Origin of the sequence: Sphingobacterium siyangense (assembly GCF_007830445.1) — a bacterium.
Taxonomy (GTDB): domain Bacteria; phylum Bacteroidota; class Bacteroidia; order Sphingobacteriales; family Sphingobacteriaceae; genus Sphingobacterium; species Sphingobacterium siyangense.
Genome location: NZ_VLKR01000004.1, coordinates 1 through 25,431, shown reverse-complemented (window position 1 = coordinate 25,431; position 25,431 = coordinate 1). Strand labels below are relative to the sequence as shown.

Annotated in this window: 27 protein-coding genes and 1 pseudogene; 12 read left to right on the top strand and 16 right to left on the bottom strand. The window is 39.4% G+C overall.

Annotated elements, in window-relative coordinates; all coding sequences use genetic code 11:
* Positions 1-3 precede the first annotated feature (3 nt).
* The 9 genes from IQ31_RS05350 to IQ31_RS05310 all read right to left on the bottom strand — a co-directional run bounded on the left by IQ31_RS05350 (position 4) and on the right by IQ31_RS05310 (position 7,641).
* Positions 4-768 carry a LytR/AlgR family response regulator transcription factor gene (locus tag IQ31_RS05350; protein WP_145327351.1) on the bottom strand — a complete coding sequence of 255 codons (765 nt, stop codon included), beginning with the start codon at positions 766-768 and terminating at the stop codon, positions 4-6.
* Positions 749-1,765, bottom strand: coding sequence for a sensor histidine kinase (locus IQ31_RS05345; RefSeq protein WP_145327350.1), 1,017 nt, complete (start codon positions 1,763-1,765; stop codon positions 749-751). Before IQ31_RS05345 ends, IQ31_RS05350 begins: the two co-directional genes overlap by 20 nt.
* A gap of 120 nt (positions 1,766-1,885) precedes the next feature.
* Positions 1,886-2,284, bottom strand: a complete 399-nt coding sequence (locus IQ31_RS05340) for a DoxX family protein (RefSeq protein WP_145327349.1) — start codon at positions 2,282-2,284, stop codon at positions 1,886-1,888.
* A 26-nt stretch (positions 2,285-2,310) separates the two neighbouring features.
* Positions 2,311-3,354 (bottom strand): alpha/beta hydrolase, encoded by a 1,044-nt coding sequence (locus IQ31_RS05335; protein WP_145327348.1) that lies wholly within the window; start codon positions 3,352-3,354, stop codon positions 2,311-2,313.
* Between the two features lie 43 nt (positions 3,355-3,397).
* A complete protein-coding gene (locus IQ31_RS05330) occupies positions 3,398-3,838 on the bottom strand; it encodes a hypothetical protein (RefSeq protein WP_088161203.1) in 441 nt (146 codons plus the stop codon).
* Positions 3,835-4,815: a heme-binding domain-containing protein gene (locus IQ31_RS05325; RefSeq protein ID WP_145327347.1), complete on the bottom strand. Its 981-nt coding sequence runs from the start codon at positions 4,813-4,815 to the stop codon at positions 3,835-3,837. The genes IQ31_RS05330 and IQ31_RS05325 overlap by 4 nt, the downstream gene beginning before the upstream one ends.
* Positions 4,816-4,941: 126 nt before the next feature.
* Entirely contained in the window at positions 4,942-5,715 is a 774-nt protein-coding gene (locus IQ31_RS05320; RefSeq protein WP_145327346.1) for a DUF1223 domain-containing protein, read from the bottom strand.
* A 33-nt stretch (positions 5,716-5,748) separates the two neighbouring features.
* Positions 5,749-6,207, bottom strand: coding sequence for a protein-disulfide reductase DsbD N-terminal domain-containing protein (locus tag IQ31_RS05315; protein WP_145327345.1), 459 nt, complete (start codon positions 6,205-6,207; stop codon positions 5,749-5,751).
* 135 nt (positions 6,208-6,342) lie between these two features.
* Entirely contained in the window at positions 6,343-7,641 is a 1,299-nt protein-coding gene (locus IQ31_RS05310; RefSeq protein ID WP_145327344.1) for an epoxide hydrolase family protein, read from the bottom strand.
* Between the two features lie 378 nt (positions 7,642-8,019).
* Between IQ31_RS05310 and IQ31_RS05305 the strand changes: the two genes are divergently transcribed.
* The 5 genes from IQ31_RS05305 to IQ31_RS05285 all read left to right on the top strand — a co-directional run bounded on the left by IQ31_RS05305 (position 8,020) and on the right by IQ31_RS05285 (position 12,388).
* Positions 8,020-8,967 carry an alpha/beta fold hydrolase gene (locus IQ31_RS05305; RefSeq protein WP_145327343.1) on the top strand — a complete coding sequence of 316 codons (948 nt, stop codon included), beginning with the start codon at positions 8,020-8,022 and terminating at the stop codon, positions 8,965-8,967.
* Between the two features lie 141 nt (positions 8,968-9,108).
* Positions 9,109-9,900: an SDR family oxidoreductase gene (locus tag IQ31_RS05300; protein WP_145327342.1), complete on the top strand. Its 792-nt coding sequence runs from the start codon at positions 9,109-9,111 to the stop codon at positions 9,898-9,900.
* 39 nt (positions 9,901-9,939) lie between these two features.
* Positions 9,940-10,341 (top strand): GlcG/HbpS family heme-binding protein, encoded by a 402-nt coding sequence (locus tag IQ31_RS05295; RefSeq protein ID WP_145327341.1) that lies wholly within the window; start codon positions 9,940-9,942, stop codon positions 10,339-10,341.
* A gap of 19 nt (positions 10,342-10,360) precedes the next feature.
* Entirely contained in the window at positions 10,361-11,164 is an 804-nt protein-coding gene (locus IQ31_RS05290) for a helix-turn-helix domain-containing protein (RefSeq protein ID WP_145327340.1), read from the top strand.
* A gap of 432 nt (positions 11,165-11,596) precedes the next feature.
* Complete coding sequence (locus tag IQ31_RS05285) at positions 11,597-12,388, top strand: hypothetical protein (RefSeq protein WP_145327339.1); 792 nt, start codon at positions 11,597-11,599, stop codon at positions 12,386-12,388.
* 312 nt (positions 12,389-12,700) lie between these two features.
* Here the strand turns inward: IQ31_RS05285 and IQ31_RS05280 are convergent, their stop codons facing one another.
* The 6 genes and pseudogenes from IQ31_RS05280 to IQ31_RS05255 all read right to left on the bottom strand — a co-directional run bounded on the left by IQ31_RS05280 (position 12,701) and on the right by IQ31_RS05255 (position 17,411).
* A complete protein-coding gene (locus IQ31_RS05280; protein WP_145327338.1) occupies positions 12,701-13,549 on the bottom strand; it encodes a DUF5694 domain-containing protein in 849 nt (282 codons plus the stop codon).
* Positions 13,550-13,789: 240 nt separating this feature from the next.
* Positions 13,790-14,635 (bottom strand): sialate O-acetylesterase, encoded by an 846-nt coding sequence (locus IQ31_RS05275; RefSeq protein WP_145327337.1) that lies wholly within the window; start codon positions 14,633-14,635, stop codon positions 13,790-13,792.
* A 14-nt stretch (positions 14,636-14,649) separates the two neighbouring features.
* A complete protein-coding gene (locus tag IQ31_RS05270; protein WP_145327336.1) occupies positions 14,650-15,207 on the bottom strand; it encodes a TetR/AcrR family transcriptional regulator in 558 nt (185 codons plus the stop codon).
* A gap of 598 nt (positions 15,208-15,805) precedes the next feature.
* Positions 15,806-16,009, bottom strand: a pseudogene (locus IQ31_RS28190) (hypothetical protein); the annotation flags it as partial.
* Positions 16,010-16,227: 218 nt separating this feature from the next.
* On the bottom strand, positions 16,228-16,968 hold the full coding sequence (locus tag IQ31_RS05260; RefSeq protein WP_145327335.1) for a class I SAM-dependent methyltransferase: 741 nt from the start codon (positions 16,966-16,968) through the stop codon (positions 16,228-16,230).
* An 83-nt stretch (positions 16,969-17,051) separates the two neighbouring features.
* Positions 17,052-17,411, bottom strand: coding sequence for a winged helix-turn-helix transcriptional regulator (locus tag IQ31_RS05255; protein ID WP_145327334.1), 360 nt, complete (start codon positions 17,409-17,411; stop codon positions 17,052-17,054).
* A gap of 107 nt (positions 17,412-17,518) precedes the next feature.
* On the opposite strand from IQ31_RS05255, the gene IQ31_RS05250 reads away from it, so the two are divergent.
* The 6 genes from IQ31_RS05250 (at position 17,519) to pgl (ending at position 23,926) form a co-directional block, all read left to right on the top strand.
* Positions 17,519-18,310 (top strand): MBL fold metallo-hydrolase, encoded by a 792-nt coding sequence (locus IQ31_RS05250; protein ID WP_145327333.1) that lies wholly within the window; start codon positions 17,519-17,521, stop codon positions 18,308-18,310.
* Positions 18,311-18,545: 235 nt separating this feature from the next.
* On the top strand, positions 18,546-18,932 hold the full coding sequence (locus tag IQ31_RS05245) for a hypothetical protein (RefSeq protein ID WP_145327332.1): 387 nt from the start codon (positions 18,546-18,548) through the stop codon (positions 18,930-18,932).
* 868 nt (positions 18,933-19,800) lie between these two features.
* Positions 19,801-20,133, top strand: a complete 333-nt coding sequence (locus IQ31_RS05240) for a hypothetical protein (protein ID WP_145327331.1) — start codon at positions 19,801-19,803, stop codon at positions 20,131-20,133.
* Positions 20,134-20,289: 156 nt separating this feature from the next.
* A complete protein-coding gene (gene gndA / locus IQ31_RS05235) occupies positions 20,290-21,708 on the top strand; it encodes an NADP-dependent phosphogluconate dehydrogenase (RefSeq protein ID WP_145327330.1) in 1,419 nt (472 codons plus the stop codon).
* 8 nt (positions 21,709-21,716) lie between these two features.
* Positions 21,717-23,198, top strand: a complete 1,482-nt coding sequence (gene zwf / locus IQ31_RS05230) for a glucose-6-phosphate dehydrogenase (protein ID WP_145327329.1) — start codon at positions 21,717-21,719, stop codon at positions 23,196-23,198.
* Between the two features lie 17 nt (positions 23,199-23,215).
* On the top strand, positions 23,216-23,926 hold the full coding sequence (gene pgl, locus IQ31_RS05225) for a 6-phosphogluconolactonase (RefSeq protein WP_145327328.1): 711 nt from the start codon (positions 23,216-23,218) through the stop codon (positions 23,924-23,926).
* Between the two features lie 285 nt (positions 23,927-24,211).
* On the opposite strand, the gene IQ31_RS05220 is transcribed toward pgl, so the two are convergent.
* Positions 24,212-24,961, bottom strand: coding sequence for a hypothetical protein (locus IQ31_RS05220; RefSeq protein WP_145327327.1), 750 nt, complete (start codon positions 24,959-24,961; stop codon positions 24,212-24,214).
* A gap of 279 nt (positions 24,962-25,240) precedes the next feature.
* Between IQ31_RS05220 and IQ31_RS05215 the strand changes: the two genes are divergently transcribed.
* Positions 25,241-25,431, top strand: a 191-nt coding sequence (locus IQ31_RS05215; protein ID WP_208734124.1) for a PD-(D/E)XK nuclease family transposase, incomplete at its 3' end; no start/stop codon positions are given.

Below are 25,431 nucleotides of genomic sequence, written 5' to 3'. Positions count from 1 at the left end.
ATCTTAACGATCTTCTAGCCAACTGAGGAACTGGGCGGTCTTTTCTTTGCCTATAAGCAGCTTATCGTCTGTGGGGACAGTCAATTTGACATATAGCTTCCTGGCAAAATAATGTTCAACCTCTTTAACGGCCGAAAAACTGATTAAATACTGTCTGTTCAGTCGAAAAAAATCTTTGCCAGATAATTGGGAGGCTAGTTGATCCAAGGATTGACTGAGATCAAAATGCTCACCCTTAAAAGTCACCATGGTCGGAGAGGTGTAGTTGATATAGATAAAAGCAATATCTTCTGTCTTCACCGTCATGTACTTATTGTTTTTGAAGACGAGAAAGCTCTTCTTTTTATTGTCTTCGCCACTGATCTTCTGGATCAGTTCAACAAGATTATTTTCGGTGGTTTTCTGAAAGAAATTCTTGAAATTATCTACCTTTTCAAAAGCGTTTCTTAGGTCTGTTTCTGAAAAGGGTTTAAGCAGATAATCAATTCCGTTCTCTTTTATTGCCTCCATTGCGTATTCACCAAATGCTGTGCAAAAGATGACAGGACATACAACCTTTACCGACTTGAATATATCAAAACTGATCCCGTCAGAAAGTTGTATATCCATAAAGATAAGATCCGGCGTGGCACTGTCAGAGAGGTAATCTATAGCTCCTTCAACGCTCTGGATCTTTGCCATAATCTTAGACTCTGGACGAAGTTTCGATATCAGGTTCTCGAGGGAACGGGCAGCTTTAATCTCGTCCTCAATTATTAGTATGTTCATATATAATGGGAAGTTTTATAGTAAAAGTTTCAGTATTCATTATGATACTGATCTCCTTTTCGGATAGATGAAGATAACGCTGGTTGATATTTTCAAGTCCTAAACCGGTAGAAGATTCCGATATTTTCCTGGGCTGCATATTATTGCTGACAATAAGGTAATCATCTTCCTGCCCAATGGATATATGTAGGGGTTTCTCAAGTGAAACTATATTATGTTTAATGCAGTTCTCTACCAAGAGCTGCAATGTAAAAGGAGGAATAAAACTTCCATAAATTTCACGTCTTAGATTCAGTGAAACAACTAAACCTTCCTCAAAACGTGCTTTTAATAGGTAAATATAGGAGTCCATGATCTGTAGCTCCTCTCCGAGTGGAAGTAGGTTCAGTTTGAGGCTGCCCAAAGTAAACCTGTAAAAATCAGCAAGCTTGATGATAAATTCCGCTGACTGAGTGTCATTGCTTTCCACCATGTATTTTAACGTGTTGAGACTGTTGAACAGAAAATGCGGATTTACCTGCTGTTTTAAAAGCTCATACTGTGCTGCGAGGTTCGCGGACATCGAACGCTCAAGTTCCCGTACCACCTGCTGGTTGAGATAAGTCTGGTATAGGAGATGTATAAACATATAGAAAGTCAGGTTGATGAGTACACCTCTGACCTCATACATCAGCATTTTAGGTCCAAAATTGAGATGTGAAAGGATGTAATACTGTATTGAGGAAAGTACGAACATCAATACCAAACCAACTCCTAAACCTATGAAAAGTTGAGGTGATATCACATTTTTGCTGCCCGTTTTCTTTGTATAGGCTGGTATCGAATAGATATTGTAGTACCAGATCAAAAGGGCAAAACCCGTGGTTACACCAAAGTCGGCAATACCCTCAGAAAGAATAAAATTATGGTCCACAATCTTTGGGATAGATGTTAGTATACCCAATGATATTGAACTGATCCAGATTAGTTTATGGGATATATAAAAAGGTGTCTTCATACTTTGCTCACCGTTGTTAAGCTGATAATGTTTTAAATAATTTGCTGGTATTTCGGGCTGTTTGAAATGCCAGCAAATTAGCGAAAAATGTTTTATATCTAAATACCTGATACTTGTAATTTAAGTATTTAGATCTTTTGCTGTATAAATGACATGATTTATCCTATTAAATGAAAAATAGGTAACTGAAAGTATAGTAATGGCAACGCATGTATCGATTACGGAAGAAGGTTCAAGAACAGCAATTTTTGAGAAGAACGCAAAAATAATGTCAAAATACATACCCGCGAAAACCCATTCCTTAAGCCTTTTAAATCTATTCGGGATCAGTAATATGGTAACACCTAAAATTTTGAATACGCCGAGAATGTATATAAAATGCGCTGGATAGCCTAATTTTTGTGTGATGTCCCATACTGCAGGGTTATTTGTCAGTTCAAAAAAGCCGCTGAGCCCAAACCATATTGATATCAGGATACTTCCTGTAAAATAAATCTTTTTGTATGTTGAATTTTTCATAATATTTTTTGTGATTAATTTCTTTATTATTTAGAAAGCGAGTCGGCCTCAATAATGGCATCCGCAAATTCTTTGGGAGCTTCCTGTGGCAGGTTGTGTCCGATCCCACCCGTCAGGTTATGGTGTTTGTACTTTCCTTTATATTTGGAAGCATAGTTTTCAGGGAGTGGAAACGCCGCACCGTTGGCATCACCTTCCAGGGTCACGGTCGGTACGGTGATATCCGGTGATTTGGCGAGCTTTGCTTCAAGTTCGTCGTACTGTTTCTCTCCGGGAGCCAGCCCCAACCGCCAGCGGTAATTATGGATCACGATAGCAACATGGTCAGGATTTTCAAACGATCTGGCCGAGCGCTGATAGGTTTCCTCATCAAAAGACCATTTCGGGGAGGCTGTTTTCCAAATTAGTTTGTTAAAATCCGCTGTATGTGCTTTGTAACCTTTGTAACCCCGCTCCGTTGAGAAATAGTACTGGTACCACCACAAGAATTCAGCAGCCGGTGGAAGTGGGATCTCATTTGTTTTGGGGCTCCCGATCAGATACCCGCTTACGGCTACGAGTGCAGAAACACGTTCCGGCCAGAGGGCAGCCATGATATCGGCAGTCCTGGCGCCCCAGTCAAAGCCCCCAACAACAGCTTTATCTATTTTCAGGGCATCCATGAAGGCGATGATATCGAGCGCCACAGCTGACTGCTGTCCGTTACGTACAGCCTTTGGCGAAATAAAGGTTGTTGTTCCATAACCCCGGAGATAGGGCACAAGTACCCAGTATCCTTTTGCTACAAGCAATTCAGCGGATTTTTCAAAACTATGGATATCGTATGGCCATCCATGGAGCAGTATAACGGGCTTTCCAGTTTTTGAACCGACCTCTGCGTAGCCTATATCAAGCAGTCCTGCCCTTATTTTTTTTGTATGCTGGAATGCGGAGTCTACGGTGTTGTCAGCCTGTGCATGTTTATCCTGAGAAAGCTGTTGGGCGTGGACTAATGATGCACCTGCTGTGGCAATCAGGGATAACGAGAGGGTGAAAATCACCTTTTTGCCAAAATTTGCTATTGTATTCATTGGATCTGTTTTTTGTCGATTTTAAATTATTGAGTTGAAGCTATCATTGTGGAAAATTTACGGGATCAGTATCCATTATGTCGGCAATACGCTGCTCTCTAGATTCCCCGGAGGGTATTTCACCATATTCTGTGGTATAGTCCAGTTTGCCATCGCCGCCGGCTTTTACCGTTTCTACACGCAAGAGTTCACCGTTTACTTTACTCCCAAAATATTGCGGATCTTCCATCATTTTATAGGTAACAAGCTTGAGGGAAACGCGGTCGTGACTATGTCGGGCTCCTTCCAGGAGGGACAGGGCTTCCTTATTCCCGTATAATGCCGACATCGTCTGCCTGTCCGTATTAAAAGATGATGAGATAAATTTCAGTTCGCCGGGTTCAAACATGAACCGTATTTTTCCATTCTCTTTATCTGATATGTTCTTGCTGCATGAGCCGAAGATTAAACTACATAGAAATAGTACGGATAAGATCTTTTTCATTTTTGGACAGTTTTTAAATATTGCTGGATCATTCTTTTGGAGCTCACTTTCGGCGGAACATTGAACAGGTAACCCGTCGATTCTGCGAGCTGCCTATGACAGCTGATACAGGACTGTTGGGCAAACAGTGCGGTCTTTCCGGTAGGTTTTAAATCTTGACCATTGAATTTCGCAAAGCCCCAGCCTTCGGTTTCCTTAAATGTTTTTCCGTCTTTTACCATGTACTGCATGTTTACGAAATCTCCGGGCACGATATCTCCATTGGATTTTCGGGTCTGTTTAAAAACCGCCTTGGCCACTGCACTGCCATCGGGCCAGGGGTGGAAGTTTTCCTCTTCGATAGCGCGGACAGCGATGTCATTTCCGTAAATCACGCGTATTGTATTGTCGATAAGCGTGCTCATGCCGATCACTTTCCAGTTCTTAAAATCGGCATTGTACGGGATTCCGTTCGGTGATACCGGGGCAAGGGCAGCTGTTGTTTCTATTACGTTCGCAATACCTTGACGTGCAGGTAGCAAACCATCTTTTGCGGATAGCGAAAGGGCATACAGTTTTATGGTCGCTACTTCAACAGCAGATAGTTTTGAGTCCGGATGTGTGAGCGCATAGGAAGGCAGGGGCATCTTACCCGCGTTTACCATATTGTAAATGGCATAAAATTTACTTTTCTGTTCCGCATCGGAGAGCTTATCCCACTCGGAAAAATTCATCACTTCCCGTGCACGGTTAATATCCCTGTTTACGATCCACGATACCGGGGCAATTTTATCAAAGAAAGATAGCCGCTGCTCATTGGAATGGCAGTTGAAACAGGAACGTTCTAGGATAAGCTGGACCTGTTTAGGCACATTTCTGATATGTCCGGTTACGGCTTTTTGTTCAATGGTTCTATTGAAAAATTGAAGGGCGATAAGACCGACCACAATGCAGATGAATATGGTGGGTATCAGTTGGATTCGCTTTAGGAGTTTCATGATCTTGCTCTTTTGTTATGTTAAAATTAAGGTAAAGTACTGCCCTAGGGAAGCTCAAAATAGTTGGACCGGACATATTGCAGGTTGAATTCTTCTTTTGGATCCCCGAAGTGGACAATCTATTTCCTAAAGGTTTATGCTTGTGGCAGCTAGTATTTCTCCGGATTTCTTGTCCTGCTCGAAAGCGATGATTTCCCATGCATGACCGGTTTCCGGAAGTTTAAAAGAGAAACTGTCCTGGGCTTTAGTGCCCATGCTCTTCAGCTCGCGTACAACCTGCACATGGGAGAGGGCTTTTCCGGCGTTCTCTCCCGCAGATACCTGAGAGGAAGCGTGTTTCTGGACAAGAGCGACCAGGATGTCCGAATTTTTGGAGCTAGAGGATGATACATAAGCGATCTGGATATTTTTGCCTTCGGCTTTCAATACTTTTAAAGCAAGGGTTTCAGTATGTTGTTCCAGCATCGCGGACTGGATGCTGCTGATGACTTTGCCTGTTTCCGATCCGACCATTTCCTGTTTGCCATTGATGACCATCTGGGGGGTATATAAGGTACTTAGATTCATCCATGTGGCGTACTGTTTCTGTCTTTCGGTAAAACTGCTTTTGCTGAAGTGATCTTTCCATCCCTGATGATCCCAGTAATCGACATGAAAGGCCATGATATAAAGTTTTTTATTCAGGTTATCCTTCTCAAGTTTTGCAATAAGCTCATCTGCGGGAGGGCAACTCCAGCAACCTTCTGAAGTAAAGAGCTCGACCACCGCGAAGCTTTTGTCGGAGTTGCTGCTTTTGATCTTTTGCAGGTTTTTATCATCATTGATACCCTTGAAGGCCATGATCAGGGCAATGATCAAAGGCAGGCTCAAAACGTATAGTATTTCTTTTATTGATTTCATGATCTAAATTTTTAAGCTGTTTATAGTTTGTTTTTAGTTGAAGATTTTTAGGGAGAAGCCGAAATCCTGTGGCGGAACACATACCTGATCGCTGCACTGCATAAACTGAATGGTTCCCCGGATTGTTCCATTTTTGCCCTTTAATCTGATCTTCTGACCGAACTCGACCTCATTTTCAAAATAGGTAACTGGCATGCCCAGAAGTTTATCAAACTTCAACAGTGGGCTGGGCTGGCTCACATTTCCCACCAATTGGTAAGTTCTGTCAGGCTCGAATTTAAAATTCATCTTGATCGGGCTCAGGGGGCTGTTGCCCAGTGCATACATATGCCATCCGGGGGCGATCCTGGCCTTCATCCGTATTTCGCCTTCTTCGGGGGATTTCCTTTTAAGCGTGCATTCCCATGTCACCTGACCAGATAAGGTCTGTCCTTTTGAGTGTGAGCAGAACATCATCAAAACTGTCACTACTAAAATTGCTAATCTGTTCATTTCTATATTTTTAATAATTAAACCTTAAATTCTTTGTGCAAATAGACTGGAATTATGCTTTTGCTGCCACTGTAAACTGCTTGAAATAGACGTTTTAAGCCCTGAATGGACAGTTTGGATCATAAAGGAAGATCATCACAGTTGATCCCGTAGCGTTTTAAAAGCGTTCCTCATTTCCTGCGTGAAGAGCTCCGGCTGTTCCCATGCCGCAAAGTGCCCACCTTTTGGTGCGATATGATAATAGTATAAAGAAGGATAAGCCGCTCTCGACCAGCTTTCTGGTGCTTGATAGATTTCATGCGGAAATACTGAAATAGCTACAGGAATTTTTATGCGCTTTGTTTGCTGATGTTCGGAACTGAAATTGTTGTTATTATTTTCCCAGTAAAAGCGGGACGAGGATGCTCCGGTATTGGTTAGCCAATACAATGTTATATCATCAAGGATCGCATCGCGGCTAATTACTTTTTCTGGCCGGAGATTACTTTCTGACCACTCAGCGATCTTTTCGTATAAAAACGCTGCTAGTGCAGTTGGAGAATCAGAAAGCAAATAGCCTGTAGTTTGTGGCCTAGTCACCATCATCCCGCCATACGCTGCGTTTCTGCCAAAGAAAGTGCGCATTGAATTATAAGCCTTTGTTTCTTCTGGAGAAAGGCTTGTCGGAGCGGGATCACCGGTGTTGATTGGTTTTACCAGGTCTGCAGGAATTGTGGCCGGCATAGTCAGGTGGATACCCAATAGCCCCGAAGGAGCCTGTCTGGCAAGCGCGTCGGAGATTACAGACCCATGGTCTCCACCTTGAGAAACATATTTTGTATAGCCCAGACGTTTTACCAAAATATCCCAGGCTTTGGCAACACGCTCTGGGTTCCAGCCAAGTTCTTTAGGGATTTCGGAAAATCCATATCCTGGAATTGCGGGAATGATAACATCAAAGGCATCTTCAGCTTTACCACCGTATTTGACGGGATCTGTCAGTGGGCCTATAGCATCGATAAATTCCATGGGTGACCCTGGCCACCCATGTGTAAGGATAAGGGGTAAGGCACCTTTTTCCTTTGAACGCACGTGGATAAACTGTATGTCAAGTCCATCAATCTTGGTGACAAACTGTGGCAGCGCGTTCAGTTTGTTTTCAAGCTTACGCCAGTCATAGCCATTTCCCCAATAATTGATCAGTTCTTTTAACTGGGCTAGTTGTATGCCCTGTGATTCATCGTTTACCGTTTCGCTATCTGGAAACCGGGTCTCCGAAATACGTCTTTTCAGTTCATCAAGTTTAACTTGTGGAATATTGATCTTATAAGGTCTGATACCGGTTTCTGAGTTTACGCTTTCCGTTTTTGCTATGGTGTGCTGTGCACTTGTAATTGTAGGAATACATAGTGCGCATGTCGCTACCATAAGGATTGTTGTTATTTTTGTCTTCATTTCTTTTTTGTTTTAGATTTTACGATCTGATTTCTTTTGTTGCAACAAATGTATGTTGGTCGGCGTGGGTGTTAAACGGAGAATAGGTTCAAGTGGACATATTCACAGGTGAGCTGGGAGTTTTAAAGCTCGAACAGGAAGTTCCATTTTTATAAATCGGATTGAAAGTAAGATATCGGTAGATAAAAGAACCGGCTATGTAGGTTTTTGATAGAAAGCATTGTCCTTTAATGAACGTAGAGGTACTTTTCTATGAAACTATATGAGCCGCGGAATTGACTAATTCACTTACAAAATTGTCCGGTTCAACTGTTTTGGGTATGTACTGCTTTGGGGATCGTTTTAAGTTTGCTTCATAATCATTAAAACAATAATAAAATGAAGACATTCAGAAAATTTACTATCGCAGGCGCACTATGTTTAAGCCTTTTTTCCGCAGTATCGTTTTCGTGTATCAACGATAATGATTTACCAATAGGGCAGGAGACAACCATTGTAAATCACAAAAATGCGAAGACCAGCTTCATCAATGTGAAAGGAACAGATTTCGCTTACCGAAGTTGGGGTAAAGATGGAGGAATTCCGCTAGTATTACTACCTGGAACAGGTGGTTCTATGGATGATTGGGATCCTGCCGTGACCGACGGTCTCGCGAAAGAATACAAATTGATCATATTTGATAATAAAGGAGTGGCATCTTCCAAAGGAGCTACCCCCAATACTATTCAGGCAATGGCTAACGATGCCATTGATTTTATCAGAGCATTGAATTTAGGGAAGGTCAATATTATGGGATTTTCAATGGGCGGATTTGTGGCTCAAAGAATTGTTTTGACGGATCCCGGATTAATTAATAAAATAATTTTAGCTGATAGTGGGCCTAAAGGAGCTATTGGTCTTTCCAATCTTCCAAATATAATTGCTGGAAGTGCTGGACTTAGCCCCGAAGATTCCTACTTAAAATTCGGATTTACCGATTCACAGTCAAGTATTGCGTCTGGAAAATCATCTTATGCTAGAGTTCATCAACGGATAATTGATAGAGATCCAGTGCTTAGCGATGCCAGTTCGTCTGCTCAGTTTACAGCTGTACTAACCTGGGCACAGCCAGACCCCGGAGCACTGAATGAAATTAAGGCTATCAAAAAACCTGTTTTAATCGTACATGGTGATCAGGACCTTCCAATTTCCATTCAAAATGCCTACAATATGAAACAAAATTTAGAAAACGCTATTCTTTTGGAATTTTCAGATTCGGGGCACGCCGCATTTTATCAAAATTATGAGACTTTTTTAACGAAGGCTGTTGCATTTCTTGCTCAATAGGTTATCTGAAACAAAAAATGATAAATAGCTAACACCCAACAATTGCTTGGACTTTCTGCCAATATAATTTTGAACTTCTCACGAATTAATTTCATCGCTAATTAGTCCAATTTTGCTGTATAACTTTTAAATACAGAAAATATGAGCAAGAGAATTTTAATCACAGGAGCTGCAAGTGGATTTGGAAAAATTGCCGCTTTTGATTTAGCAAAAAAAGGACATAAGGTGATTGCAACAGTGCAAGTTTATCCGCAAATGAGCGACTTGATAAGAGATGCCAAAGAGCAAGGCGTAGAAATGACTGTGGATAAATTGGATGTAACCAATGCTACAGATATCGCTTATATCACTAAAAAATACGATATCGATATTTTGATCAGTAATGCCGGAATTATGGAAGGTGGTCCCATTGCGGAGCAGCCTGTAAACCTAATCCGTTCGATGTTTGATGTCAATGTTTTTGGTGGATTGCAACTGGCGCAAGGTTTTATCAAAAAATTTATTGACGAAAAAAGACCTGGTAAAATTGTTTTCACAACTTCTATGGGAGAATTATGGACCGTTCCTTATGTGGCCGCTTATTGTGCATCCAAGCACGCAATGGGATCAATCGCTGAGGGGTTGAAAACAGAATTGGCGCCATTCAATATCAAGATTGCAACCTGTAATCCGGGTATTTTTGGAACCGGTTTTAATGATCGAGGTGTTGATACAATTTCCCGTTGGTACAATCCCGAAACCAATTTTACACCTCCATCTGCATTCGATGGTACTGCCGAAGCTTTGGCCAACCAGTTAGATCCTCAATCGATGGCGGAGTGTATCGTTGATGTGGCGTTGGATGAAAATTCGAACTTCAGAAATGTACATCCAAAAGAAACAGAAGATTTTGTAAAACAATTGCAGGCAGAAGCTTGGACGGCTAAAAGCTAAATAGAAGTCCATAAAGCACGGATCATAAAAACTTGAAAAATGAACATAACTTATAACGAAGCAACGAAAGCCTTAAATGCTTCCATAGAAAAAGCGAAAGCTTTAAACATTCCCGTAAGCATTGCAGTGGTTGACGCTGGGGGGCATCTGCTTGCTTTTGCAAGATTAGACAGTGTCTTTGGAGTAATAGAATTTGCCGTAAAAAAAGCCAGAACCGCCGTAATGTTCGGTGTAGATAGTGACATAATGGGCACAATCGTTTCCGGAGCAGATATTCACGGATATGGAATGCTGAATTCAAATGACGGACTATTGACCATTGCTGGAGGTGTCGTGCTGAAGGATAAAAACGGGAATATCATTGGGGCTATAGCTTCTTCGGGGGGCTCTCCAGAACAGGATAAAGAAATCGCGGGTGCAGGAGCTGTCGGGTTGAATTAAAATTTAAGATATTTGTGGTATGGAAGCAAAGCGTGAAATTATTTTTGATAAGTTGGTCTATTCCTGTGTATTTGAAAAGCATAGAGGAAATGAAGAGTTTATTCCCGAGCATTTCTTAGGATTTCAATTATCGGGAGAAACACACGCTTTTCACGCTGACGGAAATAGCGTAATTCCTGAAAACGTCGTCGTATTGGTTCGTAAAAATCAATTAATAAGAACGATAAAATATCCTGCAAAATCGGGGAAATACCAATTTGTATCCATTACGTTGGACAAGGAAACATTGCAACAGTATGCCTTGGAAAACAAAATTGTGGTGGACAAAAAATACACCGGCAAACAGAAATTGTTATTTGAACCGGATGATTTTCTGCAAAATTATTTCGTTTCACTGGCTCCGTATATCAATAAGAAAAAAGAAGCAACGCCACGATTGGCAGATTTAAAAATCAGGGAAGCCATCGAGTTATTAATACAGTGCAACCCTGATTTTAAACAAATTCTGTTCGATTTTTCCGAACCCTACAAAATAGATTTGGAAGAATTTATGAACCAGAATTTTATGTTCAATGTATCAGTAACATCTTTTGCAAAACTGACCGGAAGAAGTCTTTCCGGCTTTAAGCGAGATTTTGCTAGAGCATTTGGTACAACGCCAAAAAAATGGTTATTGGCAAAGCGTTTGGACGAAGCCCATTATTTAATCAGGCACAAAAAACAAAAGCCATCCGATTTTTATCTGGATCTAGGGTTTGAGAACTTATCCCATTTTTATGCTTCGTTTAAAGAAAAATTTGGAACAACCACAACTGGGCTCTAATAGAACAATGGAATTTTTAGGACAATTGGGCGTATTGTTCAAGCAATATCGCGACAACAACGACTCAGTCGCCCGGCACCGCGATCAAGGGAACGAATTGGACAACAGACCCGTGATCGGGTCGGTGAGTTTTTTATAAAAGATCAAACGAAAAGGAATCAACCATTGTTATAAGAATACTTTTCATAAATTAGGTTAATAACAGGTAGTAAAAACCTTGAGATCCCTCTCCTCAAGGTTTTTTTATTTTTTTAGGAACCGACCATTCCTTTATGATAAGGTTTGTTATGCATACTTATTGAAGGAGGAAGAATAGTTGGAGAGGGATCCTGCCAGGCTGGTCTAGTCTCTTCACTAAAGATGTACCTTTGGCTCTGAAAATGGCGGATTGTCAGGATTAAACCGTAATTTCATCGATCAAATACGTTGAACATGACATTTCTATACCAATATTTTCGTTTTTATGGGGTGCTAGTGGCATTCATATTTTCCTTCAATGTTTCTGCGCAAAAGCAATCAGGGGTGGACAGCAATGCGTTGGCAATTAACTTCGTTGACGGACAACTTCCTGAAGGCAACTATACGGCAGCGGTGTTGGGAATTCCCCGACCGAATGCATCGCAGCTTGCAATTGTTGGGAAGATGAAACAAGCCATGAAAACCAATGAAGATTGGTTTTTCAAAACCATGAAGGAGTTAAAACCGGGAGAGCCTATACCATATCACAAAAATCTAGGTATTAGTGAAGAGGAGTATGCTGCTTTTATGGAGTTCTCGCAATCTATCAAATTAGACAAAATAGGGGCTATGGAGCTCAAGATCATTCGCAAGGACAATAGTATCCATTTCGAGCCTAAAGACTTCGGCGATTATTTGAAATATCTAGTCATCGATTTAAAAGACCAGCGGGTCAGGGTTGATAGTCTGGGCTTGGAATATAAAGGACAGATCAGTTTGGATGCCAAACAGACAACATTGGTCGCAGGACCTTGGACAGGTTACTCTTGGCAACTCGAAGAATTTAAGAAAGATGGAAAATTAATTTCAGATCCGAATAAAGTCGTTCCTGCGGAAATGGGAGAACTGGATATAAAGTCTATAAAAGTGTTAATAGGCAAACTCGATCGTATCGATCAATGTTTCCTTTATCTCAAGAGTAATATTGTCCATAAAGGCCATGTGCTTGCAAAACAGGATATAGCCCTTTTATTAACGAAAGAATAAGCCGAAATCCAAAAATATACCTAATTTTAAATTAGATCAAAGCCCAAAGTCGGTTAACATTTAGCTAAAGCGTACATATAGCCAAAAAAGGTTCCCTTATCGGTTAAGAAGGGAGCCTTTTATTTGAGAAAAGTAGCCTAAGATGTTGTGTAGGTACGATTGAATTCAAAGAATATATCGAAAGCTTAGACTCAACACTCCTAAACCATGTCCTTTAAATCGGCGGAAAATAAAGTTTTATTAGCGAAAATGCCTAACGGGGATCCAATGGAAATGGAAGGAGTAAGAGTTATAAACTCTGATCTCCTAATATTAATTAAAGATTTTTGTTAGATCCACTAATTCAAACTTTTTATCAACCTCAAAAAATGTTCTAAATATTGAAGCATGTCCGGTTCCAACCAAAATAAAGATGGTTTTTGTACCAGGCTTAATTTGATTTTGGATATTGGCATACATAATTAAATTTCTTTTATACCAGTCAGTAACGAGTCTAGCACCAAAATAATCTTTCCCGATCATAATTTTGTTTGCGAATGAAAAATAAAAGCCAATATTGTTGTCTAGTTTCGATTTTTCATTCATGCATAAAAAGATTTGACTCAAATTCTTTTCTTCCAGACACTTATCCGACATTGACAATTTTATTTCTTCAAGTTCTTTTTTTAAGGTAGGATTGGAATTAGCCTCTTTCATCAAAATATCAAATCTCATTTCGATCAGTGTATCAATTGGATACAATTCCTGATGTTTCAATTTTTTTGCCAATCGAAATCCCAGTTGAACCGTTTCACCTTCCTTAAAAAATCTTCTCATCCGTTCGCTTTTTATTGTATCGGTGAACGCGTTATATTGATTCTTTAGATAAGACTTGTAATTTGCATCTAACTGTTTCTTTTCATTAAAATTGCTTTCAACAAATATTTGTTCAGGTTTATAATCAGATGAATAGATTTTTTCCACGACATTATCCAGGTCCTTTTGATTTTCTGGGGATAGGATATTTCTATCCTGTACTTTAATCATATCGTTTCCTGGATTATTGAAATGATAGGTTCCGAGTAAAATAACCTTTATTTTCTCCTGAGCCGATAGCGCTGAAAATTGAAAAAGTATCAGAAAAAGGACCGTGAAAATTTTAGTGAAATAAGAATTTTGCATACAATAGTGTTAAAAATAAATAATTCACGAAACTAATAAATAGGGATTGCTTATCTGCTACGAATAATAAATGAACAGTCACGAATAATAAATCATTATAAGATTAATCATGGTTGTTTTTACTGTTCCAAGTCTATACTTCTCATTAACTTTTCATCCAACTCTGTGAATACTTTAAGAATAAACGTCTTTAGATCATAACATCGTTTAATATCTCGCCGATATAACATGAATCTTGAATTATTTATCGATCAATTTCAGTTGATGCTGGAATTCACTTAACGAGATTTTCCCGGATGCAAAGTTGACATCTAAAATAAACTTCTTTTCGTTGGAGGACAGTTCACGTCCATAAATTTTCCCTAGTAGTTCATCTTCATCAGGTAAAGCTTCGGTCACATCTGCTGCATTTAAAAATGCCTGATAGTATCGTAGTCCGAATTTTCTAAGCGACGACGCGTTGAAATGAATTTGGTCTTCGTTTGCAGTTAATCCTTTTGCCGAAACGAAGTGACAATTGTTGTGCGATGCTGCATATTTTTTTAAGGCGCTGTTGACCAAATGGTAATCATTGAAATGCGCTCCAAATAGACCATAAGGCAAAAAATCGCCGATCGCGCCGATAATCAGGGGTACTTCAGGAGCCCCTAATTGCTTCCGTAGCTCATTGACTATACTATCAAACTTTTCACCATATTTTGCGGCCAGTTCGGCGGAAGAGTCATTTTCTCCCTGATGCCACAATATTCCTGTCAACTGGCTGCTACGTTGAGCAAGTTTAGCCTGAAAAATAGCGTGGTCAAAGAGCGCGCCACCAACCTGCCAGTCATTTAAGCTGGTACCGCCATCAGCACAAGGGATAAGGCCGATCTCCTCGCCAATGTGATCCGCATGCCAGGAGGCAGCAAATGATGATGCGAGCCCCACACCAGCCATAAGCCTGTCATTGTGTATGGGTTCGGCCATTATCTGCCAGCGTCCATTGCGAAGCATCTTTATTGATTCGTTGATGATAGGCGGCACTGAATCCGGAATTCCGCGGCCGGCCATATTTGATTGCCCTATTAGCAAAAAAGATTGTATCATAGTTTATTATATATTTAAGACTCCACGATTCCTATACTACGGCTAAATGATAGCCAGGCAAATTTTTTAAGATCATTTGGAGCGACGTCACCAGAATTTAATGCCTTCACACTTGCTCTTGCCACACTGGCAAAGAGATGTCTGATCCAGGCTGAGGACAAGCGATTGTCTATAATATGTTTCGCCTGCAGCTGGGGAACTATAGCAAACCACTTTTCTTTTGCTTGTTGATAGGCAATAACTTTTTCTTTGTCCATCGCTGCCACATCAACCTGCCTCTCCTCAAGGGCGTGTAGGAAAATATATTTTACACCGCTGTCGATAGCTGCGTATAGCATTGCTTCCAGTTGTTTGACCGGATTAGTATCGCTGTTAAATGCAGAAACCATAGCGATATACCAGGTTTCAAGCATATCGACATAGCAGGCAGTTATAAGTGCATCTCTATCCTTAAAATATCGATACAAAGTTCGCTTACTGATTTTTGCAACCTCGGCTACTCGCTCTAAAGGAGCGTGAAAGTCTTCATTTAAAACTTTTACTGCACTATAAATTAGCTTTTCTCTATTCATTTGGCACAAATGTATGACAAATGTCTTATATATGTGTTAGTTTATTCCAACTGATCTTACGACCTTTTGGGTTAGAACGAAGCCCAAAGCCGGTTAACATTTTAGTAAGCAAATTAATCATACCTTCTCAATCTTAAATAATATCCCAGTAATTATTGCAGCGATCGAATAATATATGGCCCTCTCCATTGATCCCATTGTTAGTGCCATTGTCATTGCAATGCCAGCCAATGTAATCAGTATTAAAGTCATTTTGATCCAATTGACATTGAGCGTATTGTTCTTGAACCAATAGAATGCCAGTGTACAACATATCAACGTAGGAATAGAATATATTGTGCTATAGCAAAGCCAAAGTAGCGAAAAGAGGATCGTTTGACCAATACCCGGAAAATTTAATGGGTTAAATCCTGGGGATATAGTCACTAGTAGTACCCAATAGTAAGGTACCTATCCAGTGCTTAAAAATATAAGACCATCTTAGACTGTGTAACATAATCGGTGTCATTAGATCGAAAACTCAAAAACCACGTCAAGTTTGTGGTAGTTATTAAAACTGGTAAAGTTCATTCTAAATTATCTAAATATCCTGTTAAAGCTATTCCATAGGCCTCTGTTCGACTGAATGACTTTCTAAAGATGAATTAGCTATGTTTTCTCTCAAGAACTTCTGTGCTCGGACTTGCTCCAATTTAATTAATTGATTTAAGATCTCGATGGCTTTTTCGGTCTGACCCGTTTCGTTATAAATGGCTACCATGTTGTATAATGCGTCAACATTTATCTTTGAAAGGTCAAAGCACTTTTTAAATAAAAATAATTGTAAGGCCGAACAGACGAACTCAACTTTTTTATAAAAAGATCAAACGAAAGCGAACTAACCATTGTTATACCAATACTTTCATAAATTAGGTTAATAACAGGTAGTAAAAACCTTGAGATCCCCCTCCTCAAGGTTTTTTTATTTTTTTAAAACCGACTATCCCATTATTGGGATCATAACTATATATCAGGGCTGGATTATTTCGGCCTTTTTTGTGCCGACACGATCAGCATCATAGGCCTTCTGAGTTCGTCTGCCATTCCGGCGACACTGTTAATCATTTCCATGTTTGGCTGTGGTTCAGTAACTAAATCGATCGCAAAGTTATTGGCAAGCAGGATTGTAAGATAAGTGGTAAGTGTCCTATGGTATTTTATTACATTGTTTTGTAAGAAATGTGTTTCCCGCTTTCCTTCTTCAAAGTAATGGTCCACGGGCCAGTATAACTTGTTTCCGGCTGCATCGTAAATCCAGTCTTGGTCGGGTCTTGCAGTAAATATCGGATGCTCAACAGAAAACACAAAACTGCCGCCCGGTTTTAGCCAACGGTTTATATGCATGCAAAGCGGATCAAAGTCTTTGATGTAATGGAATGTAAGGGAACTGATGACGCAGTCGAACTCCTGCTCATCAAACCTGATATCCTCCAATGCGCTTCTGATATAAGTGATGCCAGGGAGGTCATTGATTTCTTTCGCCTTATTGAGCATCCTTTCGGAAAGGTCGACACCTGTTACCGTTTTAGCTCCGTTTTCAATAGCATAGCGACAATGCCAGCCAAAGCCGCAGCCCAGGTCCAGTACATTTTTGCCATCAAAGCTCGGAAGGATATTTTTTAACGCATGCCATTCTCCGGCACCTTCAAGACCTTTAATAGATCTGTCCATATTTTTATATTGATCGAAGAATGTTTGCTCGTCATATTTGTTCTGCTTCATAATCGGATAATAAATTTTAATAGGTTAAGATACATCTTTTTATCAGGGGACAGTATCACAGCCCCCATGTATTAAACCATTTCCTATTTTTGCTTTTCTTTCATAGGGTCTAACTCGGTAGTATGCTGAAACTGGTAATTTTCCATCCACGATTCAATATGAAGCAGCAATTGCTCTAGGCTTTTACCCGTTTCAGATAAGCCATAATATACTTCCGGAGGAAAGGTGTTCACTTGTTTTCGAACCACAATTCCATCGTTTTCCATTTCTTTTAGTTGTTCTAATAATACTTTTTTGGAAACCTTGGGCATTTTACGCCACAATTCAATGAAGCGTTCATCACCCGTATAAAAAAAATGATGGAGGATCAGGGGTTTCCATTTCCCGGAAAATATTCTGAAAAAAAGATTTACGGAACAGTTTTCAAATTCCTTATAATTCATTAGGTAACAATTTTGTAACCGGGAAACCTCTGGGTAAATATCTTTCGTTAGCCGAAGGTTGTACCGAAATTTACCAGCTAATTTAGGAATTTAAATACGTTATCACTATGACAATACATCAAATACGTAATGCCACTATTATTATCGAATCGGACGACAACTTTATATTGGTTGATCCTTTATTGGGAAAGTCAAAGACATTTGTTCCGCTAACCCTTTTCCGTTTCAAACCCCGTCGCAACCCTTTGGTTGATTTACCCATTGAAAGCGAAAAACTGTTGCAGAAAATCGATTATTGCCTGATTACACACCTGCATCCCGACCATATCGATGCGGTAGGAATCGAGTTTTTGCGTAGCCGTAAAATTCCCGTCCTGTGCGGTGAAAACCACGCCCGCCAATTAAAAAAATGGGGATTAAATGTCCTGCAAGCGATTGATTATTGGGAGACAATCTCGTTTCTGAAAGGCAAACTTACTGCGACACCTGCAGTTCATGGCTATGGCTGGGTAAGAAAACCAATGGGGCATGTGTATGGATTCGTATGGCAGTCATCCGATGATGAATCGGTATATATAAGTGCAGATACCATTTATACCGATGACGTAAAAAAGGTGTTGGCTACCTACAAGCCCGACGTATCTGTGCTAGCTTGCGGTTCGGCACAATTCGATTTCGGCAGACCACTATTGATGACAATGGACGATATTGTAAAGTTTATCCGTGATGCGCCAGGAAAAGTATTGGCAAATCACATGGAAGCCATCAACCATTGTCCTACCACACGCCTTGAGTTAAAGCAAAGATTGGAGAAAGAGGGATTGCTGCACAAGACATTTATTCCGGCCGATGGAGAGCGTATTGAAGTTGTAAAACCATTGCATGAATCCAAGATATAATTTTAAGCATAGTTTTTCCATGGAACACAATTGCCTGGTTTAGTGTTTAAAATAGGATAAGATCTTTATCAGGGCTGGCTCCATCCAGCCTTTTTTCTGATATAAATGTTATCTTAGCGCTATGCTGAACAATCTCTTTGAACAAGTCAAGGTTATGAAGCTTTCGATATGGGAGGGATTGCCGCCATTGCGGAGTGATACGGCACAGACTTCGTTGTTTTAAATTAGCTATTTTATGGGAAGTTTAACAAAATATGTATCAAACGATCATCCAGAATTCGCCGTACTTATCGAAGATGACGATAAGGTTTGTTATGCATACTTATTGAATGAGGAAAGAATAGTTGGAGATATTTGGTTATACAATAGCGTTCCTACTCCCAGAGAATCTGAATGGCATAAAAGGGAGAATCTACCGTTTTTAAATCCTGCGGAGTTTGTCAAAGAAAACCTTGAAGCATTTGATGCGATTTCACCTGTCGAGGTAACCTGGGATTTGGTGGAAGAAACGGTGGCCAATATATTTCTAGCGTCCAGATTGATCGCAAAGCTAACCGTAGGGTCTTTTCCCGGTTGGTCTAGTCTGGTCACTAAAGATGGGCCTTTGGCGCAGAAGATGTAGAGCTTTTAAACTATGATTGTCAGTAAAGATTCCTACGTTTTTTTATTTCTTCGATCCTTTTATAATAAAGTTTTCTTTGTTTTTGTTTACGAAATGGGTCAACAGACAAATAAATAAACAACAATATAATAATTCCAGAAAAAAAAGCAGCGACATACATTAACCAAGTAAAAAACTTTTTCATTTTTTTCGGGACTGTCCCGCGAAATGTGTAAATAAAAACTAGGGATTCCAGTTATGTTCCTTATAACGGGGCTCTTTTTTCAAGTAAAGTTAGGAATTGATTTAGGACCTAGCGTGTCAATTCTTTTACTTATTTTTAGCGTATGAATGATAATCAAGCATCGGGCTTGTTTCTAGCCATTTTTAGCATTATTGTTGGACTTATTATGAAAAGGTTCGGACAACCTTCATATTGGTATACCCGACCAATTGCTCTAGGAATATTCGTTATCATTCTTGTTCTTTTTGATGTTTTTATTAATAGATCATGAGTTTTATCTGCCCTTCTTTATCTGGTATTTTTTCCTTCTTTTTTCAATCAACTCTTTCGCGATAAACAACTGTGATAAGATCCATAGTTATTGAGATTTTATTATCGTTAACTCGCCATCATCAAATCCCACTGCTATTTCCTTTGCTTGTGCAAAAATTGAAGTTTTGAAATTTTCGGATTTTACATATGACTGAACTGGACATCCAGCATAAAAGAAAAATAAGCATCCCACTTTGTGCCCCAAACCGGATTAGAGATCAGCATGGGACTATGAATCGGGGTCTAATGTTAGAATGTATGGTATTTTAGATGATAAGTTAGTAACTTATCATGCCAATGGTTCCGTTACAGCATTGACAATAGGACACAGGATTGAAATCAAATCAGCTGGTGGGTTCAGTATTTTTCTTCGAAATTCAGGGGAACTTTTTTAACAAGGAAATAGAAATGGAGAATTACTTAATGATGTTCAACAATACGATTGAGTTCTTGAAAAAGAATAATTTAAAGTATGAATATATGAAGTTTTCATCTGGTTCAATAATGCTTGATGTTTGGTTTAATAAAAAATTCTACGTTTTTCAATTTGAACCTAATCAAATAGGATTCTCAGAAGTTGATGAAAATGTGGGCTTTGATGCGATACCTGATAAAATAATTTTGAATTCGGATATGTTAAGACTTGTATTGACTAGCCTTGTTTAAGGCGCTCTTCTTTTATATTGGAAGCTCGTAACCAAATAACTAATGATATTTTCCAGTTGATGATAACTAAGTCAGAATTGAAAGAAAATTTTAGATAATTTTTTTGCTGGCATGCATTTCAGTAAATTTGATGCATAAACTAAACTTTAAGTAAGAATGGAAAAGTATAATTACGGGGTCATTGGTCTGGGTGTAATGGGAAGAAATCTGCTTTACAATATTGCAGATAATGGTTTTTCTGTCGTAGGATTCGATTTAGATGAAGAAAAGGTAATTGAACTTCGTAAAGGAGTTGCTTCAGGTACAAAGGTTGTTGGAACTGTTTCTCTAGATGAATTTGTGTTGAGTTTAGACAGTCCGCGAAAAGTTATTTTGATGGTTCCTGCAGGTAAACCGGTTGATGCTGTTCTTGAAAGCATAACACCGCTTCTGAGTCCAAATGATATTGTCGTTGATGCGGGAAATTCTTATTTCAAAGATACCGAGAGACGTATAGCTGATTTAGCTTCTAAAAACCTTCATTTTATGGGAATGGGTGTTTCTGGAGGAGAGCAGGGCGCAAGAAGAGGACCGAGTATTATGCCGGGTGGAGATTTGGAAGTTTTCAATTTAGTGAAGCCTATGCTGGAAGTTATTTCAGCAAAAGTAAAGGGGGAGCCCTGCACCGCTTATATGGGAAAAGGAGCTGCAGGGAATTACGTTAAAATGGTTCACAACGGTATAGAATATGCCATCATGCAATTAATCAGTGAAGCATACGATTTACTGAGAAAAGGAGCTAATCTTAACAATAACCAATTGCATGAAGTTTTCAAAAGATGGAATGAAGGCGAGATGAATTCTTTCCTTATTGAAATAACAAGAGATATTTTCCAGCAAAAAGATGATGTAACCGACGGTTTTCTTGTCGACAAGATTTTAGATAAAGCAGGAGCAAAAGGAACCGGAAAATGGACCTCCCAGGAGGCTATGGAAGTTGGGGTGTCTATTCCAACCATCGATATTGCGGTCACATCAAGAATTTTATCCGCTTACAAAGATGAGCGCGTGAAAGCTTCGCAATTATATGCTAAAGAAGAAGTAAAAACTCTTGAAAGCACAGAATTGTTCATCAAAGAGGTGGGGGATGCTTTGTATTTATCTACTTTAATCAGTTATGCGCAAGGATTGGCATTATTGGTAAAAGCTTCGGAAGAATATCAGTTTGAAATTCCGTTAAAAGATGTTGTTAAAATATGGAGAGGTGGATGTATCATTCGTTCGGTTTTATTGGAGAAATTTTATCTGGCTTATTCAAAATACGAGAACTTATCTAATATTTTATTGGATCAGGAAATTTCAGAAATTGTAAAAGATAAAATTTCTTCATTAAGAAAAACAGCGGCTTTTGCTGTATCAAACGGAATTCCAAGCTTAGGAATTCAGTCGGCTCTAGGGTATTTCGAAGCTTATACCACAGCATCTTTACCTGTAAACCTGCTTCAGGCTCAGCGTGATTATTTTGGTGCACACACTTACCAAAGAACTGACAGAGAAGGAGTCTTTCATACGTCATGGCAAAACCCAAATAACTGAATTCAACAATGAGTGACAATACAATCCTGCATCCAACAACGATCGTTATTTTTGGTGCAACAGGGGATTTGGCAAAAAGAAAGCTTTTTCCTGCCTTCTACAATTTATATATCGATGGCAGAATGCCAAAGGGGTTTAATATCTTAGCTTTAGGAAGAGCCGAAAATACGGATGAAAAATTCAGGGCTTATATTAAAGAAAACATAGAGAGTTTTTCCCGGAAGGCTGTAATCAAGGAAGATTGGGCTGGTTTTCAGGCTCACATCTGCTATTTTCAGCATCAGCTTGATGAAGAAAGCTCTTATCGGAATTTATATCAGAAACTGGAAAATTTTGATAAGGTGTACGGAATGAGAGGCAACAGACTTTTCTATTTGTCCATTGCACCAAACTTTGTATCTGTAATTTCAAATCATCTTAAAAATACGTCAATAGCATCTGATCCTGCAACAGATCGAATTATTATCGAAAAACCTTTTGGTCACAATAAAGAATCTGCCATTGAGCTAAATAACCTTCTTTCACAAACGTTCCAGGAAGAACAGATTTATCGTATCGATCATTATTTAGGTAAAGAAACCGTTCAGAATATTTTGGCGTTCAGGTTCGGAAATTCAATTTTTGAACCTCTTTGGAATCACAGACATATAGAATCGGTACAGATTACGGTCGCCGAAGAAGTAGGTGTGGAAACAAGAGCCAGTTTTTATGAGCAGACAGGAGCTTTGCGCGATATGATTCAGAACCATCTTTTGCAAATTCTTTGTATGGTTGCTATGGAACCTCCGGCTTCACTTGAATCGGGTGAGATCAGGGATCGTAAAGTTGATGTTTTAAAATCCATCCGTAGGATTTCTCCCGAAAAAGTAGATCATTATGCGGTAAGAGGACAGTACGGACGAGGCAAAGTAAATGGGGTAAAAGTAAATGGCTATCGCCAGGAAGAGGGAATTGCTCATGATTCCAATACGGAAACATTTGTCGCTATTAAGTTTTATCTGGATAATGAAAGATGGGAGGATGTTCCTTTTTATGTTCGTACCGGTAAGAAGATGAAAGAAAAGCATTCTTATATAACGATTCAGTTTAAGCCACTTCCAAATTCTACGTTTTCAGAAAGCACCTCGCTTCTGTCGGCAAACCGATTGGTTATTAATATCCAGCCACAAATGGACATCAGATTGCAGTTTATGTCTAAAAAACCAGGCTTGTCTTTAGAGCTTAAACCTGTGGAGATGATTTTCGATAATTTTGCCTGTCAGACCGATACTCCCGAAGCTTATGAAACTCTTTTATTGGAAGCCCTTGTGGGAGACCTTACACTGTTTATGCGCTCTGATCAGGTAGAAGAAGCTTGGGATGTGATAAAAACGATTCAGGAAACCTGGGAAAAAACCAAAGACCCATCTTTCCCAAATTATGCTTCAGGAAACTGGGGCCCTGATGACAGTGATGCACTGGTAGAGCGGCAGGGACATCAGTGGGTTTAAAATCTAATGAAAAGAGAATGAATATTACGATATTTAATAATCTGGATGCTTTATATAAAGAAGCAGCAGATACATTTGTTGAGCTTTCGAAAAAAGCGATTCAGAAGCATGATAAATTTGTGGTCGCGTTGAGTGGTGGCTCTTCACCGAAAGCTATTTTTAGTTTATTAGCTACTCCTGAATATGCAGATAAAATAATTTGGAACAAAATCCATTTTTTTTGGGTAGATGAAAGATGGGTTTCTCTTGAAGATGAGAAAAGTAATTTTAAGATGACTTTGGAAGTACTTTTGAATAAGGTTCCGGTCAATAAAAATCAGATTTTCCCCATGTATAAAGAGGGAATTGAGCCTGAAAATTACGCTAAAGCATACGAAGCCCAAATCAGAAATGTTTTGGGAGCTGAAGGTATTTTTGATTTCATCCTTTTAGGAATGGGTGATGATGGCCACACAGCTTCTCTGTTTCCAGGAGAAAAGATCTTACAAGAAAAAGAAAAATGGGTTGACGCCTACTATCTAAAGCCACAGGCAATGTTCAGAATTACTTTGACTGAACCTATTATCAATAAAGCTGAAAATATTCTGATTGTTACCTTTGGTAAATCCAAGAGAAGCGCTTTGAATGAAGTTCTTAATGGTGTATATAATCCTGAACTATATCCGCTACAGTTAATTGAAAAGAAAGCAGGAGTCCAGATTTTTACCGATAAAGAAGCTGGAATTTAATATCATTTAACTATAGGGACGCCTAGCCAAAAAGGCTCCCTTAACGATTGACAAGGGTGCTTAAATACTCTTGTCAATACAGTTATAGCCCCTTATGGAAATATTGGATCTTTTTTATCCTATGTCTCGGGCGATCCGCCGTGCCAAGACGCCTTTAATGTGATACCCAGGGAATGTGTAGGGAAACTTAAATATAGTTAATTGGTCTATTCGATTTGAAAATAACAGTTAAGCAAAAATACCAGGATAAGCGTATATACGAACAACTTATTTTGGTAAATTCATCTACCAATTATCAATATTGGCGGATTTTTCAAGAATGGATTTGATCAGCCCATTAAAGTACGCGTTTACGAATTGATGGCTTTTCTCCCTTTTGGGATTACCGTTACCTTTGAAATAAAATTTTTTCACGTCCATTTTATTCCAAGTGCCGTTGTAGTTCATAATTTGAGCATTAAAAGTTGGACTATTAATTCTTATTTTTCCATCTTTAAACAAAAAAGACAAGGTGTAATCGACATCATAGTAAGCAATAGCGGATGTTTTAAGTCCTCTATGTTTGTAAGCCGCTAAAGTGATCGCCTGCCCAGGAACCAAAGTTAGGCCTTCTTTGGGATTGGAATATAAGCTATTGATCGACTTTAGTACATTATCGTAAAGTTCTTGGAAAAGCAATTGCTGTGGGCAGCTCACCTGATGATGAGCAAGCATAAGCCTGTCGCAGCAGGTATGGCGCTCTTTGAGACCGAGAGTCGCAAGCCTATACTGCCCCCATTGGAAGAAGATATCTTGGAAGACTATTACGACGAGATGGAGCTGATTGGATTTTGCGTTACTGGGACGCTTTTCGACCTTACCAAAAGCGATTATCGGGGCGATATGCCCGCTCGGGAACTCCATCTGCACGAAGGGAAAATAATCCGTGTGGTGGGGGATTTTGTCTGTGAGAAATTTGTGAAGACCAAGCGTGGCGACCTGATGAAATTTGGTACTTTCCTCGATGCCGAGGGACGCTTTTTTGATACCGTCCATTTCCCGCAGAGCCTAGCCAAATATCCACTCCGTGGGGCCGGAGTCTATTTGGTTGAAGGCAAAGTTGTTCTGGAATACGGTTGCCCTTCCGTTGAGGTGATCCGCTGTGGCAAGATGCCGCTAAAACCCGATCCGAGGAGTGAATAGGACGGAAATGATCTTCATCGGGGAACTTGTTTTAATTCATATACATACTAATATTTTTACGCTAAAAATATTAGTATTAAAATGTTTTTTTACTTATATTTGCATTGTTAACCAATTTAAAAACAATGTATTATGAGTGAGTTGAGACAGTCGAAATATATCGATATTACAACAGATTATGGATTTAAAAAAGTTTTCGGATCAGATACCAATAAAGATCTTCTGATCGCTTTCTTAAACGAACTGTTTAGAGGACGCAAGATTATTGCTGACCTGTATTATAACAAAAATGAGCATGTCGGGGATACAGAGGATATCGGTAC

Coding starts and splice junctions, on each gene's coding strand:
- IQ31_RS05320 (WP_145327346.1), bottom strand. CDS start 5,715: ATGAAATCAATAAAAGAAATACTATACGTTTTGAGCCTGCCTTTGATC.
- IQ31_RS05305 (WP_145327343.1), top strand. CDS start 8,020: ATGAAGACATTCAGAAAATTTACTATCGCAGGCGCACTATGTTTAAGC.
- gndA (WP_145327330.1), top strand. CDS start 20,290: ATGGAAAAGTATAATTACGGGGTCATTGGTCTGGGTGTAATGGGAAGA.
- IQ31_RS05250 (WP_145327333.1), top strand. CDS start 17,519: ATGACAATACATCAAATACGTAATGCCACTATTATTATCGAATCGGAC.
- IQ31_RS05275 (WP_145327337.1), bottom strand. CDS start 14,635: ATGATACAATCTTTTTTGCTAATAGGGCAATCAAATATGGCCGGCCGC.
- IQ31_RS05330 (WP_088161203.1), bottom strand. CDS start 3,838: ATGAAAAAGATCTTATCCGTACTATTTCTATGTAGTTTAATCTTCGGC.
- IQ31_RS05255 (WP_145327334.1), bottom strand. CDS start 17,411: ATGAATTATAAGGAATTTGAAAACTGTTCCGTAAATCTTTTTTTCAGA.
- IQ31_RS05300 (WP_145327342.1), top strand. CDS start 9,109: ATGAGCAAGAGAATTTTAATCACAGGAGCTGCAAGTGGATTTGGAAAA.
- IQ31_RS05295 (WP_145327341.1), top strand. CDS start 9,940: ATGAACATAACTTATAACGAAGCAACGAAAGCCTTAAATGCTTCCATA.
- IQ31_RS05245 (WP_145327332.1), top strand. CDS start 18,546: ATGGGAAGTTTAACAAAATATGTATCAAACGATCATCCAGAATTCGCC.
- IQ31_RS05335 (WP_145327348.1), bottom strand. CDS start 3,354: ATGAATACAATAGCAAATTTTGGCAAAAAGGTGATTTTCACCCTCTCG.
- IQ31_RS05310 (WP_145327344.1), bottom strand. CDS start 7,641: ATGAAGACAAAAATAACAACAATCCTTATGGTAGCGACATGCGCACTA.
- IQ31_RS05345 (WP_145327350.1), bottom strand. CDS start 1,765: ATGAAGACACCTTTTTATATATCCCATAAACTAATCTGGATCAGTTCA.
- IQ31_RS05340 (WP_145327349.1), bottom strand. CDS start 2,284: ATGAAAAATTCAACATACAAAAAGATTTATTTTACAGGAAGTATCCTG.
- IQ31_RS05270 (WP_145327336.1), bottom strand. CDS start 15,207: ATGAATAGAGAAAAGCTAATTTATAGTGCAGTAAAAGTTTTAAATGAA.
- IQ31_RS05260 (WP_145327335.1), bottom strand. CDS start 16,968: ATGAAGCAGAACAAATATGACGAGCAAACATTCTTCGATCAATATAAA.
- IQ31_RS05220 (WP_145327327.1), bottom strand. CDS start 24,961: ATGGACGGTATCAAAAAAGCGTCCCTCGGCATCGAGGAAAGTACCAAA.
- IQ31_RS05290 (WP_145327340.1), top strand. CDS start 10,361: ATGGAAGCAAAGCGTGAAATTATTTTTGATAAGTTGGTCTATTCCTGT.
- IQ31_RS05325 (WP_145327347.1), bottom strand. CDS start 4,815: ATGAAACTCCTAAAGCGAATCCAACTGATACCCACCATATTCATCTGC.
- IQ31_RS05315 (WP_145327345.1), bottom strand. CDS start 6,207: ATGAACAGATTAGCAATTTTAGTAGTGACAGTTTTGATGATGTTCTGC.
- IQ31_RS05280 (WP_145327338.1), bottom strand. CDS start 13,549: ATGCAAAATTCTTATTTCACTAAAATTTTCACGGTCCTTTTTCTGATA.
- IQ31_RS05285 (WP_145327339.1), top strand. CDS start 11,597: ATGACATTTCTATACCAATATTTTCGTTTTTATGGGGTGCTAGTGGCA.
- pgl (WP_145327328.1), top strand. CDS start 23,216: ATGAATATTACGATATTTAATAATCTGGATGCTTTATATAAAGAAGCA.
- zwf (WP_145327329.1), top strand. CDS start 21,717: ATGAGTGACAATACAATCCTGCATCCAACAACGATCGTTATTTTTGGT.
- IQ31_RS05350 (WP_145327351.1), bottom strand. CDS start 768: ATGAACATACTAATAATTGAGGACGAGATTAAAGCTGCCCGTTCCCTC.